We start from the raw sequence: 12,470 nt of genomic DNA on the forward strand, positions 1-12,470 counted from the left end.
GGTGTACGCGATACCGTTCTACATCGGCGCCGCTCCTGCTCGAAAGCACGGGATCACAAACCTTTCGGTTGTGTGCATCGTTCCGATGGCCTTTTTCGCGTCACGTCGCTAAGCCCCGCCGTCATGCAGCCGAGTGACATCCGCGTGGCAATGTTCAGCGGGAATTACAATTATACCCGCGATGGGGCGAACCAGGCGCTCAACCTGCTCGTCGGCCATCTGCTCGACAGGGGGGTGAAGGTGCGCGTCTATTCGCCGACGACGCGCACTCCCGCGTTCGAGCCGACCGGCGAGCTTGTCAGCGTGCCGGCATTGTCGCTGCCGCTGGGTCGCGCGGAATACAAGCTGGCCCGCGGCCTGCCGCACCGGATCCGTTCCGATCTCGATCGATTCCGCCCGAACATCGTCCATGTGTCCGCGCCCGACATTCTAGGCCACCGCGCGATCAGCTTCGCGCGGCGGCGGGGCATCCCGGCGGTTGCCTCGCTTCATACGCGGTTTGAAACCTATGCCCGCTATTACGGCTTTGGTTTCCTCGAACCGATCATGATCCGGTTGCTCACCCGATTCTACAACCGCGCCTCGCAGGTGCTGGTGCCGGGACGATCGCTTGCCGATATCGTCCGCGCCTGGGGCGTGGAGACGCCGATCGACATCTGGTCGCGCGGGGTCGACCATGCGCGGTTCAGGCCGGACGCACGCGATCTCGCCTGGCGACGCTCGCTCGGCATCGCCGATGACGAGGTGGCGGTCGGCTTTCTTGGGCGGCTGGTGCTGGAAAAGGGGCTCGACGTCTTTGCCGAGGTGATGAAGACCCTGAAGCGCCGGGACGTAAAGCACCGCGTCCTCGTCATCGGTGAAGGCCCCGCGCGCGGCTGGTTCGCCGAACAGGTGCCCGATGCCGTGTTCGCCGGCTTTCAGACGGGCGACGATCTGGGCCGCGCGGTCGCGTCCATGGACGTCTTCTTCAACCCTTCCGTGACCGAAACCTTCGGCAACGTCACGCTGGAGGCGATGGCCGCCGGCGTGCCCGTGGTGGCTGCGCGCGCGACCGGCGCCGTCGATCTGATCGAAGAAGGGGTGAACGGAATGCTGGTGCCGCCGCGCGACATCCCGGCCTATGCCGATGCGATTGCGCGCCTATGCGGCGATGACGGCCTTCGCCTCGCCGCCGGCCGGGCCGGTCATCGCAAGGCGATCGGGTATGAATGGCGCCGCATCAACGAGACCGTCCTGCAAACCTATCGCGCGCTCGCGGCCGATCAGGTCGACCGCCAGTCGTAAGCGAGCGGCGCTTCACGGAAGGCGAAGCGGTCGAGATGACGTTCGATCACGCCCTGCATCGCCTCGCAATGCTGCGGCGAGCTGGCGTCGATCCGGATGCCGGGGGCGTTGTCCCCCGCATCGAGCGTGGCAAGCGCATCGGCCGCCCAGTCCGCGCCACGCGCGTCCTTCGGGAATACGATCGTGCCGTGCTCGGGCGTGAATTCGACCTTCAGATTATGCTGCCAGTGCTTGCAGAGTTGCTGCAGGTAGCGGCTGGCGTTTTCGGTGGGAATGGTCGCGGTGACGCTCGTCGTCATGATATTCGAATCTCCGTGCAGTTTCGTCTTGGGTGGCGCCGGGTCAGAGGCGCTCGATCCTGCGCGCGGCATCGTCGATAATCCCGGCCACGTCGTGGAGCGTGTCATCCGACACGTCCTCGCGCGTCAACCGGTCCTGCAGCACCGAACGCAGATTGCCCATTGCCCGGCGCACCGGCCCGCCGCTCGTGCGTTCCCGCATCGAACCGACCTCGTCCAGGCGTGCGAACAGGCGTTCGACCTCCTGCGCGTTCTCCTCCAGATGCGTTCGGCCCGCATCGGTGGCGGCATAGACCTTCTTGGCGCCCTCGCTGTCCTGCTCCGCGATCAAGTCCATATCGCCCAACATCGTGATGGTCGGATAGACGACGCCGGGGCTGGGCGCATAGGCGCCGCCGGTCCGTTCCTCGATCTCGCGGATCAGATCATAGCCGTGGCGCGGTTCTTCGGCGATCAGCTTCAACAACACCAACCGCAATTCGCCGCCATCGAACATCCGTTTCGCCCGCCGGCCCCAGCCCGGGCCGCGATGACTGCCATGCGACCCGTGGCCGTGATGGGCGTGACGCCCGCGGCCGCCCATCCAGGCGTCGTGTCCCATTCCAAATCGCATTTCATGTTCCCTTACGGTGTCTAGATAGCACTAAGATATATCGCGTATGTTCCGATTCAAGGCCCCATGGGAAATTTGCCCCGCAGCGCCTATCTTCGCCGCGATGGCCGACCTTTTTGCCGATACCGAACCGCAGGCGCCCGCCGAAGCGGAGCAGTCCGAGGCCGCGCCGCTCGCCGACCGACTGCGCCCGCGTCGGCTGGAAGACGTGGTCGGACAAGAACATCTGACCGGCCCGGACGGCTCGATCGGCCGCATGGTCGCGGCGGGGAAGCTCTCCTCGATGGTCCTGTGGGGGCCGCCCGGCACCGGCAAGACGACGATCGCCCGCCTGCTCGCCGCCGCCGTCGGCCTTCGCTTCACCGCGATCTCAGCGGTATTTTCCGGCGTGGCGGATCTGAAGAAAGTCTTCGCCGAGGCGCGCGAGCACGCACGGATCGGAAAACGCACGCTGCTGTTCGTGGACGAGATCCACCGCTTCAACCGCGCCCAGCAGGATGGTTTCCTGCCCTATGTCGAGGACGGAACCGTGACGCTTGTCGGCGCCACGACCGAAAATCCAAGCTTCGAACTCAACGCCGCGCTGCTCAGCCGCGCCCAGGTGCTGATCCTGCACCGGCTTGGCGCGAAGGCGCTGTCGATGCTGCTCGACCGTGCGGAGGAACTGGAGGGGCGCCCGCTGCCAGTCACCGACGACGCGCGCGCCGCACTGATCGCCAGCGCCGACGGCGACGGTCGTTTCCTGCTCAACCAGGCGGAAACGCTATTTTCCGTCACGGTCGACGAGCCCCTCGATCCGCAGGCCCTGTCGCAATTCCTGCAACGACGCGTCGCCGTCTATGACAAAGACCGCGAGGGGCATTACAATCTCATTTCCGCGCTTCACAAGGCGATGCGCGGCAGCGACCCCCAGGCCTCGCTATATTATCTCGCCCGCATGCTGACCGCCGGCGAGGAACCGCTCTACGTCATGCGCCGGATCACGCGTTTCGCCAGCGAGGACATCGGCCTGGCCGATCCCAACGCGCTGGTACAGTGCCTCGCGGCGAAGGACGCTTATGATTTTCTCGGTTCGCCCGAGGGAGAACTGGCGATCGTGCAGGCCTGCCTCTACTGCGCGACGGCGCCCAAATCGAACGCGGCGTACAAGGCGGCGGGCGCGGCCTGGCGCACAGCGAAGGAAACGGGCTCGCTGATGCCGCCGCACAATATCCTGAACGCGCCGACCAGGCTGATGAAGGACATCGGCTATGGCCGGGACTATGCCTATGACCACAACACCGCCGAAGGCTTTTCCGGCGCGGATTACTGGCCGGAGGAAATGGCGCCGCAAACCTTCTATGGGCCGACGGAGCGCGGCTTTGAAAAGCGTATCGCGGAGCGCATGGCTTATTGGCGCCGCTTGAAGGAGGGCAACGGACAGTGACGTGGGAAGAGGCCGTCGCCCAAGCGCTCGCCCTGCCCGACACCGCGCGCTCGACCCGTTACGGCAAGCCGGCGGTCGCCGTGGCGAGCAACGGCCGCGCCTTCCTGTCGCGCGGGCACGAACCACGGGAATCCTTCTGCCTCGCGCTCGATCGCGACACGGTCGAGATGCTCATGGAAACCGATCCCGACACCTTCTATCAGACGCCGCATTATGTCGGCTGGCCCGCAATCCTGGTGCGGTACGATACGAGCGATCCGGATCGGGTCCGCACGATGATCGAGCGCGCCCGCGATCAGGCGGCAGCGCGAAAGCCGGTCCGCCGCGCCGTCGGCAACCGCCACGCCAGGCGCCGCTCCTGATCGAAGCGCTGCGCCATCCTGGCAACACTTATAGCCGTTCCAGCTATTTGCTTCCCCGCAGTCGGGATCAAAGGCCCGGCGCCGGGTCCGGCGTGAACATGCAGCGGGGCGAGGCGCGGACCATACGCTGTCGCGCACGCCGTCCATTGGCCCGCTTCAGGCTGTGCCTGCGAAAGATCAGCATGCACGCCGCCAGCAGTAGCGCGATCGCGTCGATCACCGGTGCCGCACCGATCAGCTTCGCGGAGGACAGGTCCGGTCTATCGCTGTTGGCAGCTGGGCCCCGTCATCGGCGGGGCGGATATGCCGACGTTGACGAACCATTGTTGGCCGGAGTGGCGGCGGCGCTTCACCAGTTCCTCCTGCATTTCGAACATGCCCGGCAGCGGATCGCGGCCCGGATCGGGCACGCCCGAGAAACGCATATAGGACTGACCGCGCGAATAGGATTTCCAGACCGGCAGTCCCCGACGCGCCGGCCTTGCGGTGCGCGCGAAGCTTATCCAATAGTCGATCATCGCCGATGAGAGCCGCGCTTCCTCAGCGCCCGTCGGGCGCGGCCAGTTGGGGGGAAGTGCCGCATCCGCCCCGATCTGATCGAACAGATAGGGCAACTCGCTGGCGTGAAACGCACACAGATCCCGCTCGCGCGCGGCCGGATAGCAATGGTCGAAGATATAGAGATAGGCGGGCAAACCGGCCTCGGACTGCTTTCGCACCATCCGCTCGGTCGCCCAGCCATAGATCGCATCGCGCAACGTAGCGAGCATGCTGTTTTCGATATCCGATGCCGGGTAGAGCCGCAGGAATCGGGGCGCGAGATCGCCATAGCCCTTGCGGATCGCGGCTTCATAAGCGATCGCATCGGCAGGTGCAGGTGGCAGGAAGACACGCTGCGACCGTAATTCGCCACTGTTGAAACCGGCGAGCAGCGGCACCTTCGCCTGCTCGCCCCGATCGAACGTCTCGACCACCTGATGCGGAAGCACCCGGCCGTCCACCGTCCCCTGCGGCACGAACCGCGCTGCCGTCGCGGCCCTGGTCAGTATCTTCGCATCCATCGCGCGCAGGGCCTTCAGGTTACCGGCCCCGATCTTGGCGGCAACCTCGCTGCCGATCGTCTCGGCCGACGGCAGGCCGAATACCGACCGGTCGAGCGCCGGAACCGCCCGCGTGTTCGTGCTTTGCGCGATCGCCTTGTCGAACAGGCCGCGTGCAAGCGGGCTGGTGAGGAGATAGCTGACGCTGAGCGCGCCGGCGGATTCGCCCATCACCGTGACGTTCTTCGCATTGCCACCGAACACGGCGATATTGCCACGCACCCATTTCAGCGCGGCGATCTGGTCGAGCAGACCGTAATTTCCCGACACATGGTCCGGCGACTCCGCACTCAGCCCCGGCAGTGCGAGCCAGCCGAGCACGCCGAGGCGGTAGTTGATCGACACGAAAACGACGCCGCGCCTGGCGAAAGCGGCGCCGTCGTACATCGGCTCCGCGCTGCCGCCGATGCGCAGCGAGCCGCCATGGATCCAGACGATCACCGGCGCGTCCTTCGCGTCCGCCGGCGCCCAGATGTTCAAGGTGAGACAGTCCTCGCTCGTCCGCTGGGGCGGATCGAAATAGATGCTGTTCGCGGGCACGGGCGGCTGAATGCAGCTCGGTCCGAATGCCGCCGCGTCGCGCGTGCCCTGCCAGTGCACCGGGGCCATCGGCGGCTTCCAGCGCCGCTCGCCGGTCGGCGGCAGTGCATAGGGAATGCCCTTGAAGATCCGCAGCCCGTCCTCCGCCGTTCCCGCAAGCCGGCCCTGCGCAATCGTTGCGACGGGCCGCTCTGCGGCATGGGCCGAAGTGAGCGCCGCCACCGCGAGCAACATGCTGGCGGTCCAGCCCGGCAACGATCCGAACAGCGAACATGGCGTCACGCTTCATTCCCCTCCGCAGGCAGGCCGGCGCATGGTCGTTATTGTCAACCGGCTGCCATGAACATAAACTCACATGCCAGTTAATATCAACGGCGCACGCGCTTGTCGGATCGGCGCGCGAACAACACGGATGGGGAGAGAGGCATGGCGATCCCGGACCCAACGCGGCGCCATTTTCTGGCGGGCGGGGCCGCCCTTCCGCTGGTGGCCGGCACGAGGGCGCCGTCGACTGAAATTATCGCCACCGTTGCCGATGATCTTCGCCGCTACATCGCCTTCGGCAGCAAGCAGGCCGGCGGCGAAGGCGACAACGCATGTGGCGAGTGGCTGGCGTCAGAACTGGAGCAGGTCGGCTTCGCGATCGAGCGGCAGACGGTGTCGGTGCCGTGGTTCGAATCCGGTCGCAGCGAACTGCGAGCCGGTGCCGCGCATGCGGTCCTGTGGCCGCAACCCGTCGTCGTCCCCGTCCCTGCCGACGGCATCACCGCCCCTCTCGTTCGGATCGACGCCGAAGGCCACGCGGCGGCATCGCTGCAAGGCGCGATCGCGCTGGTCGACATACCCTTCGCGCGCTGGTCCACCGCGCTGTCGAAGGAAATTCGCCAGCCGGTCGAGGCCGCCTTCACTGCCGGCGCGCGCTGCAGTTGTCGTCACGAACGGCCCGACCGGCAAGATCATTGCGCTCAACACCGATGGCCGCGAACCGATGTTCTCCGGTCCCGTCGCACTGATGGCCCCGCAAGACGCCCCGCCCTTCTTCGCGCGAGCGATGCGCGGCGGGGCGGCGACGCTGCATCTGTCCGGGAAAGGCGGGCGGCGCCCTGCATTCAACTTCGTCGGCAGGCTCGATCGCGGCAAGGGACGCTGGGTCGCGGTTTCGACGCCGCGATCGGGTTGGTTCACCTGCGCCGGCGAACGCGGCGGCGGGATCGCAGCCTGGCTCCATATCGCACGCTGGGCGGCACGCAACGCGCCCGATCACGACCTCGCCTTCATATGCAACAGCGGCCACGAATATCAGTATCTCGGTGCCGGGGAATCGCTTCGCGCCATCGCGCCGAAACCGCGCGAAACCGCGTTCTGGCTGCATCTCGGCGCCAATCTGGCGGCGCGCGACTGGCATGAATCGGTCGGCGCGATGCGAGCGCTACCCGGAACCGACAGCCAACGCTATCTCGTCGTCAGCCCCGAATTGCGAGCGGTGGCCGGGCGCATGTTCGCTGGCCTGGTCGGGCTGGAAGCGCCTTATGCCAGCGACCAGTTGTCGGCGGGCGAACTGACCGGCATCATCGAGGCGGGGTATCGCCCGGTCGCGGGCATATTCGGCATCCACCGCTTCCATCACGTCGATGGCGACGACGAACGCTGCGTATCGGCCGAGCATGTCGCGCGGACCACGCTGGCCTTCCGCGACCTGGTCGCGCACAGCCTCAAGGCCGGGTGAAGTCTGCCCTCACGCTACGCGTCGATATTGCGGCGGAACGTCTCGGGCAGGAACAACAGGCCGATGACCGCCGTCAACCCGGCGATCACCACGGGATACCAGAGCCCGTAATAGATGTCCCCCGTCGCCGCGACCATCGCGAAGGCCGTGGTCGGCAGGAAACCGCCGAACCAGCCATTGCCGATATGATAGGGCAGCGACATGGAAGTGTACCGGATTCGCGCCGGAAACAGCTCGACCAGCATCGCCGCGAGCGGAGCGTAGGCCGACGTCACCAGCATCATGATCCCCAGGATGATGAGCACGACGATCGGCCGATTGATCTTCGCCGGGTCGGCCTCGTCCGGATAGCCCGCGGCGTGCAGGGCGTCGCCGACACGCTGCTGGAAGGCCGCTATCGCCGCCTCCTTTCCCGTCCCCCTCATGTTGGCCGGATCGGGCGCGGTGATCGCGATGTCGCCGATCCACACCTGTGCGACGGTTCCCGCCGGCGCCTCGCGATTGTCGTAGTTGACGCCGCTTCGCGCCAGATAGGCCTTGGCGATATCGCAACTCGACGCGTCGAACCGGTTCTTGCCTATGGGATCGAATTGAAACGAGCACGCGTCCGGCTGCGCGACCACCGTTACCGGCGCGTTGCGAACGGCCTCGGCAAGTGCCGGGTTGGCGGCGTTGGTGAGCGCGTGGAACAGTGGAAACAGCGTCAGCGCCGAAAGCGCGCAGCTCGTAACGATGATCGGCTTGCGCCCGATCCTGTCGCTCAGCCAGCCGAACAGCACGAAGGTTGGCGTCGCGATGATGAGCGCGATGACGAGCAGGATATTTGCCGTCGCACCGTCGACCTTGGCGATCTTTTCCAGATAGAACAAAGTGTAGAACTGGCCGGTATAGCCGATCACCCCCTGCCCCGCGACCGCGCCCAACAGCGCGATCAGGATCAGTCGGACATTGCGCCACTGGCCGAACGCCTCCTTCAGCGGCGCCTTCGACGTCGTGCCCTCCTCCTTCATTCGCTGAAAGACCGGGCTCTCGGCGAGCTGCAGACGGATCCACAGCGACACCGCGAGCAGGAAGATCGACAGCAGGAACGGCACCCGCCAGCCCCAGTCGGCGAAGACCTCTTCGCCCATGATCGTGCGCAGGCCGATGACCAGAAGGAGCGAAACAAACAGCCCGATCGTCGCCGTCGTCTGGATGAAGCTGGTGAAAAAGCCGCGCTTTCCAGATGGTGCATGTTCGGCGACATAGGTCGCGGCACCGCCATATTCCCCGCCGACCGCCAGCCCTTGAAGCAAACGCAACCCGACCAGGATAATCGGCGCCGCAACCCCGATCGAGGCGTAGTTCGGCAGGAAACCGACGGCAAAGGTCGACAGCCCCATCAACCCCATGGTGACGAGAAAGGTATTCTTGCGCCCGACCACGTCGCCGATGCGGCCGAAGACGATCGACCCGAACGGCCGGATCGCGAAACCCGCCGCGAATGCCGCCAGCGCCAGGATGAAGGCGGTCGTTTCGTTGACCCCGGAAAAGAAGTGGCTCGAAATGTAGGTCGCCAGGAGTCCGTACAGGTAGAAGTCGTACCATTCGAACATCGTTCCCAGCGACGAGCCGAGGATGACGAGCTTCTCGTTTCCCGTCGGCTCATGGTGTCTGGGCAGTGCCGCCTCGGTCGTCGCCATTTCCATTCCCCTCCCGAGCAGCGGCCGTACGACCGTCTGCTCGCCTGGCGCGCCGCCTTATCGTGCCGGTCGCGCCGCCAAGGTCCGCCGCTATTGGCAGCGGACCGGTGTTCCCTTGCCTAGCGGGCTACGGCCATCGTCTCGACCTCGTGGCCCGCGCTGGCGAGTTCGCGTTCGGCCTGGACGAAGCCGTAAGCCGGGACGATCTCGCCGGACCGCTCGCCGATCGCATTCCACCGCTCCACCACGCGTCCGGCCGCCGCCGCATCCGTCCCGCCGACATATTCGCCGTCCGTCAGCGTGACGTTGGCGCGGGCGAAGTGGCCGCCGCCGGCGCACAGGATTGCGCGGGTCGGTGCGTCGTCGCCGACCAGCGCGAACAGGCCGGGGCTGACTTTTGCCGGATCGAGCTGCACCAGCGCCTCGGCCGACAACACGCCCTCCGTCATGCCCGTGGCCGCGGTCGGCGCCAGGCAATTGACGCGGATGCCGTATTTCTCGCCCTCGATCGCGAGCGTCTGCATCAGTCCCACGAGCGCCATCTTGGCGGCGCCGTAATTGGCCTGGCCGAAATTGCCGTAAAGGCCGGAAGAGGAGGTCGTCATGACGACACGGCCGTGGCGCTGCTCGCGCATGATGCCCCACACCGCCTTGGTGCAGATCGCCGCGCCCATCAGATGGACGTCCAGCACCAGCCGGAAATCATCGAGATCCATCTTGGCGAAGCTTTTGTCGCGCAAAATACCGGCATTGTTGACCAGGATGTCGACCCGGGCCCATTCGCCCATCACCCGATCAACCATGTCGGCAACCCGTCCGGCGTCGGTTACGGACGCCGGCGTGGCAATGGCTTCGCCGCCCGCGGCGCGAATCTCTGCCGCGACGCGCTCCGCGGCCTCTATGTTCATGTCGTTGACCGCAATTCTGGCGCCAAGCTCCGCCAGAAGCAGTGCGTGACACCGCCCGAGCCCGGCTCCGGCACCGGTAACGATCGCAACGCGGTTCTGGAGTTTCATTCGGTTCTTCCTCCCATCGTTCATCCGCGCTGTTATGTTCACTATCGCGCGAGTTAGCGTTATGGTCAAATGACCGGGCAGAGCGCGCGGTCAGGTGGAGCGTTCGGCCCGTCGTTCCTCGCAGATCGTCAGAAATCCCGCCGCCATGAACTTCGCCATCCGCTCCTTTACCGCGCGGAAATCCTCCGATTTGCAGAGCCCGCCCGACAGCTTGTCGATACGCCCGGTGCGCGCCAGCGTCAGCATCAGCGCGCCGGTCACGAAATGATAGCCCCAGAAAATGTCCTCTTCGGCGGAGTCGGGCAGTGCCTTTTTGAGCATTCCGATCAGCCTGAGCACGACCGGATCGAAATGCTCGTCCATCATTTCCGCCCCCCATTCCGGCGTATTGGCGACCTGCGCGCTCAAGGCGGCATAATTCCGCCAGCCTTCCCCACCCTCGATATAAAGATCGAGGTCGGTATCGAGATAGGCATGCAATGCACCTTCCACCGTCGGCTTGCCGTTGGTCGCCTTGTCATATTCGTCGAGCACACGCATCCGGCGTTCGCTCGTCACCTGGGCCCGCCTGGCGAAGACGGCGTCGAACAGCTTCTGTTTGTCGTTGAAATAATAATTGAGCAGCGTGTGATGCACGCCGACACGCTTGGCGACGTCCTTCAAGGTCACGCCATACAGTCCGTGACGGGAAAAGAGGTATTCGGCGGCGTCGAGGATCTGCTCGGTCGTTTCCGCGCGCCGCTCCGCTTTCGATTGACGGTTGCGCCGCGGTTTTTCGGCTGTGGACAAGATTGGCCCCTTCTGCGTTGCGGTCGCACGCAGGCCCAGCGACGAATTCAACTGGCGCATGCGTGGCTATACTCCGATCTGAGCCTTATCTTGTCGATCTTGCCTGTCGATGCCAGTGGCATGTTCGCAATGCGCACGACGGCATCCGGTATCCACCAGGGCGCAACGCGGCCCCGGAGCGGTTCGAGCAGCGCTTCGTCGCTGATAGTTTCCTCTTCGCGCACCTCGACCAGAAGGATGGGCCGTTCGCCCCATTTGGGGTCGGCCCGTCCGATGACCGCGGCGAGTGAAACCTGCGGCAGCGCGCCGACCATGGCCTCGATCTCCGCCGGGTTGATCCACTCGCCGCCCGACTTGATCAGGTCCTTCGCGCGGCCGGTGATGGTCAGGTTGCCGCCGGCATCGATCCGCGCGAGATCGCCGGTGTCGAACCAGCCATTCTCGGTCGCGCTTTCCTGGTGTCCGAAATAGCGATCGACCACGGCGGAACCACGCACCCGCAAATGCCCCTCGACCCCGCGCTGCTCGGGAAGCGGCTTCCCCGTCGCATCGGTCAACAGCAGGTCGACACCAACCGCCGGCCGCCCCGACAGCGATGCCTCGCGTCCCGGATCATCCGGCGGCGACATGGTGCCCAGCGGCGACAGTTCGGTCATGCCCCAACTCGTCTGCACACTCACGCCCAGCCGGCGTTCCAGACGCGCCATCAGCGCCGGCGGCATCGGCGCCCCGCCCACCATGATGCGCTTGAGCGACGGCACCTCGCCACCGGTCGCCTCCAGATGCTCGAGCAGGCCGAGCCACACCGTCGGCACGCCGACCGCCACCGTGACCCCCTCCTCCCCGATCAGCCGAGCGAGGCTCTCGCCGTCGGAGTGGCGTCCGGGCAGCACCAGCTTCGCACCCACCGCCGGCGCTGCGAATGGCAGTCCCCAGGCATTGGCATGGAACATCGGCACAGCGGCCAGCACCGCGTCGGCGGCGGTGATGCCGATCACATCGGCTTGCAACAGTCGCAAGGTGTGCAGATAACTCGACCGATGGGTATAGGTGACGCCCTTCGGCGCACCGGTCGTTCCTGAAGTGAAACAAAGGCCGCTGGGCGCGTTTTCGTCGAAGGTGCCCCATGCGACACCGTCGGGCGCGCCCTCGATCGCACGCGCCAAATCGACCACCGACCGCGTCCCACCTGGCGTCGGCACGGAACCATCGATCACCAACAAGTGCGCGATGCGCGGAACGAGCTTGAGGATCCGTTCCGCCAGCGAGGTCAGATCGGCGCTCGCGATCAGCACGCGCGCTTCCGACTGCTTGAGCATCTCGGCGAGTTGCGATGCCATCAACCGCGGATTGAGCGTGTGGCACACCGCCCCCATTCCCATGACGGCATACCAGGCCTCGACATGCGCCTGGCTGTTCCAGGCCAGCGTCGCTACCCGGTCGCCCTGGCGGACGCCCAGATCGGCGAGCACCGCCGATGCGCGCCGCGCCCGTTCGCACAGCCCGGCATAGCCGATGCGCGCATGCGTCCCGTCCCCCCGCGCGGTGACGACCTGCGCTTCGGGATGCCATTTGGCCGCATGGTCGAGAAATTTGTCCAGTGTCAGCGCGAACGGCTGCATGGCACCGTCGA

12 protein-coding genes are annotated in these 12,470 nt (G+C 65.7%); 4 read left to right on the forward strand and 8 right to left on the reverse strand.

Annotated elements, in window-relative coordinates:
- Positions 1-123 precede the first annotated feature (123 nt).
- Positions 124-1,284 (forward strand): glycosyltransferase family 4 protein, encoded by a 1,161-nt coding sequence (locus RPR59_RS09390; protein WP_313913375.1) that lies wholly within the window; start codon positions 124-126, stop codon positions 1,282-1,284.
- Here RPR59_RS09390 and RPR59_RS09395 read toward each other — a convergent pair.
- Both RPR59_RS09395 and RPR59_RS09400 read right to left on the reverse strand, forming a co-directional pair.
- Positions 1,263-1,583 carry a DUF2218 domain-containing protein gene (locus RPR59_RS09395; protein ID WP_313913377.1) on the reverse strand — a complete coding sequence of 107 codons (321 nt, stop codon included), beginning with the start codon at positions 1,581-1,583 and terminating at the stop codon, positions 1,263-1,265. The two genes, RPR59_RS09390 and RPR59_RS09395, sit on opposite strands and share 22 nt — an antisense overlap.
- A 43-nt stretch (positions 1,584-1,626) precedes the next feature.
- Positions 1,627-2,184: a PadR family transcriptional regulator gene (locus tag RPR59_RS09400; protein WP_313913379.1), complete on the reverse strand. Its 558-nt coding sequence runs from the start codon at positions 2,182-2,184 to the stop codon at positions 1,627-1,629.
- A gap of 115 nt (positions 2,185-2,299) precedes the next feature.
- Between RPR59_RS09400 and RPR59_RS09405 the strand changes: the two genes are divergently transcribed.
- Both RPR59_RS09405 and RPR59_RS09410 read left to right on the forward strand, forming a co-directional pair.
- On the forward strand, positions 2,300-3,622 hold the full coding sequence (locus RPR59_RS09405; RefSeq protein WP_313913380.1) for a replication-associated recombination protein A: 1,323 nt from the start codon (positions 2,300-2,302) through the stop codon (positions 3,620-3,622).
- Entirely contained in the window at positions 3,619-3,984 is a 366-nt protein-coding gene (locus RPR59_RS09410; RefSeq protein WP_313913382.1) for an MmcQ/YjbR family DNA-binding protein, read from the forward strand. Before RPR59_RS09405 ends, RPR59_RS09410 begins: the two co-directional genes overlap by 4 nt.
- A 260-nt stretch (positions 3,985-4,244) precedes the next feature.
- On the opposite strand, the gene RPR59_RS09415 is transcribed toward RPR59_RS09410, so the two are convergent.
- Positions 4,245-5,906, reverse strand: coding sequence for a carboxylesterase/lipase family protein (locus RPR59_RS09415; protein WP_313913384.1), 1,662 nt, complete (start codon positions 5,904-5,906; stop codon positions 4,245-4,247).
- A gap of 333 nt (positions 5,907-6,239) precedes the next feature.
- Positions 6,240-6,560, reverse strand: a complete 321-nt coding sequence (locus tag RPR59_RS09420; protein ID WP_313913386.1) for a hypothetical protein — start codon at positions 6,558-6,560, stop codon at positions 6,240-6,242.
- Between the two features lie 52 nt (positions 6,561-6,612).
- On the opposite strand from RPR59_RS09420, the gene RPR59_RS09425 reads away from it, so the two are divergent.
- On the forward strand, positions 6,613-7,350 hold the full coding sequence (locus RPR59_RS09425; RefSeq protein ID WP_313913388.1) for a hypothetical protein: 738 nt from the start codon (positions 6,613-6,615) through the stop codon (positions 7,348-7,350).
- Between the two features lie 14 nt (positions 7,351-7,364).
- Here RPR59_RS09425 and RPR59_RS09430 read toward each other — a convergent pair whose 3' ends face one another.
- The 4 genes from RPR59_RS09430 to RPR59_RS09445 all read right to left on the reverse strand — a co-directional run bounded on the left by RPR59_RS09430 (position 7,365) and on the right by RPR59_RS09445 (position 12,459).
- Positions 7,365-9,032 (reverse strand): MFS transporter, encoded by a 1,668-nt coding sequence (locus tag RPR59_RS09430; protein ID WP_313913390.1) that lies wholly within the window; start codon positions 9,030-9,032, stop codon positions 7,365-7,367.
- A gap of 119 nt (positions 9,033-9,151) precedes the next feature.
- The gene (locus RPR59_RS09435) at positions 9,152-10,048 is read right to left on the reverse strand and encodes an SDR family NAD(P)-dependent oxidoreductase (protein ID WP_313913391.1); all 897 of its coding nucleotides are present in this window, start codon (positions 10,046-10,048) and stop codon (positions 9,152-9,154) included.
- A 90-nt stretch (positions 10,049-10,138) separates the two neighbouring features.
- A complete protein-coding gene (locus RPR59_RS09440) occupies positions 10,139-10,837 on the reverse strand; it encodes a TetR/AcrR family transcriptional regulator (RefSeq protein WP_313913393.1) in 699 nt (232 codons plus the stop codon).
- A gap of 47 nt (positions 10,838-10,884) precedes the next feature.
- The gene (locus tag RPR59_RS09445; protein ID WP_313913395.1) at positions 10,885-12,459 is read right to left on the reverse strand and encodes a long-chain-fatty-acid--CoA ligase; all 1,575 of its coding nucleotides are present in this window, start codon (positions 12,457-12,459) and stop codon (positions 10,885-10,887) included.
- Positions 12,460-12,470: the final 11 nt, after the last annotated feature.

Origin of the sequence: Stakelama saccharophila, assembly GCF_032229225.1 — a bacterium.
Taxonomy (GTDB): Bacteria; Pseudomonadota; Alphaproteobacteria; order Sphingomonadales; family Sphingomonadaceae; genus Sphingomonas; species Sphingomonas saccharophila.

Excerpts from the sequence above, each read along its gene's own strand:
- RPR59_RS09400 (WP_313913379.1), bottom strand. The coding sequence starts at position 2,184 with ATGGGACACGACGCCTGGATGGGCGGCCGCGGGCGTCACGCCCATCAC.
- RPR59_RS09430 (WP_313913390.1), bottom strand. The coding sequence starts at position 9,032 with ATGGCGACGACCGAGGCGGCACTGCCCAGACACCATGAGCCGACGGGA.
- RPR59_RS09390 (WP_313913375.1), top strand. The coding sequence starts at position 124 with ATGCAGCCGAGTGACATCCGCGTGGCAATGTTCAGCGGGAATTACAAT.
- RPR59_RS09435 (WP_313913391.1), bottom strand. The coding sequence starts at position 10,048 with ATGAAACTCCAGAACCGCGTTGCGATCGTTACCGGTGCCGGAGCCGGG.
- RPR59_RS09425 (WP_313913388.1), top strand. The coding sequence starts at position 6,613 with ATGTTCTCCGGTCCCGTCGCACTGATGGCCCCGCAAGACGCCCCGCCC.
- RPR59_RS09395 (WP_313913377.1), bottom strand. The coding sequence starts at position 1,583 with ATGACGACGAGCGTCACCGCGACCATTCCCACCGAAAACGCCAGCCGC.
- RPR59_RS09405 (WP_313913380.1), top strand. The coding sequence starts at position 2,300 with ATGGCCGACCTTTTTGCCGATACCGAACCGCAGGCGCCCGCCGAAGCG.
- RPR59_RS09445 (WP_313913395.1), bottom strand. The coding sequence starts at position 12,459 with ATGCAGCCGTTCGCGCTGACACTGGACAAATTTCTCGACCATGCGGCC.